Annotated in this window: 1 protein-coding gene; it reads left to right on the top strand. The window is 54.5% G+C overall.

Annotation, left to right across the window (positions count from 1 at the left end; translation table 11 throughout):
- Nucleotides 1-147 precede the first annotated feature (147 nt).
- A partial coding sequence (locus tag DXX99_RS11210) for an IS110 family transposase (RefSeq protein WP_134643031.1) occupies nucleotides 148-255 on the top strand: 108 nt, incomplete at its 3' end.

The following is a 255-nucleotide window of genomic DNA, read 5'->3' as shown; positions in this document are numbered from 1 at the left end:
CTGCTTTGGGGAGACTCGCCTTTCCCGGAATAATATGCAGGCAAGCCAGGGTCTATAGAGGGGAGCGCTTCGAGCGCCAGTGCTAGATAAGGCTTACCACTTGCCTGCAGTAACCTAAATAACGCCCCTTTCAAGGAGGTCCGCCCAATGATCTTCGTCGGCATTGACTGGGCAGATAAAGAACACGAAGTCTGCGTCCTCGATCAAGACGGCACCGAACTTGCCCATTTCCGGATTCCCCACACATGCCATGGC

The sequence above is a fragment of the Ammonifex thiophilus genome (genome assembly GCF_003368535.1).
Taxonomy (GTDB): domain Bacteria; phylum Bacillota; class Desulfotomaculia; order Desulfotomaculales; family Ammonificaceae; genus Ammonifex; species Ammonifex thiophilus.
This window is presented reverse-complemented; position numbering and strand designations above follow the sequence as displayed.